Annotated in this window: 1 pseudogene; it reads right to left on the bottom strand. The window is 63.0% G+C overall.

The features are described from left to right. Positions 1–229 precede the first annotated feature (229 nt). Positions 230–336, bottom strand: a pseudogene (locus tag V7787_RS52930) (3-deoxy-7-phosphoheptulonate synthase); the annotation flags it as partial. Positions 337–441 lie beyond the last annotated feature (105 nt).

The following is a 441-nucleotide window of genomic DNA, read 5'->3' as shown; positions in this document are numbered from 1 at the left end:
ACCAAAAACCGTCGGCTCCCATCATCCGGCCCCTACGCTGCGCTCCGGGGTCCCCTCGCTCCGGCCTTGCTCCCGGGAGCACGCGCTGCAGGCCCCATCCATGGGGCCTCAGCGCTTGACGGGCATCCATGCCCGTCATCTCCCTCCGCAATGCCTCCACTCGGCCTCCTGAAGTCGCAATCTGCGTCGCCTGAACTACCGCGCGCTTAGAAGCAAGATCAAAAGCGAACTCGGTGATCGGCCGGTACCGCCGATGCATTCGGTGAGGTTCTGCCCGGACATCTGGATAAGGATATCGCCGGCATGGCTGCCCTCGGCCTGGTGTACCTGGAAGAACGCCGTTGCTCTTGCTCTTGCTCTTGCTTTGGCTTTTGCTTCTAAGCGCGCGGTAGTTCAGGCGACGCAGATTGCGACTTCAGGAGGCCGAGCGCAGGGCTTGCG

The organism is Pseudomonas sp. CGJS7, assembly GCF_036961695.1.
This window is presented reverse-complemented; position numbering and strand designations above follow the sequence as displayed.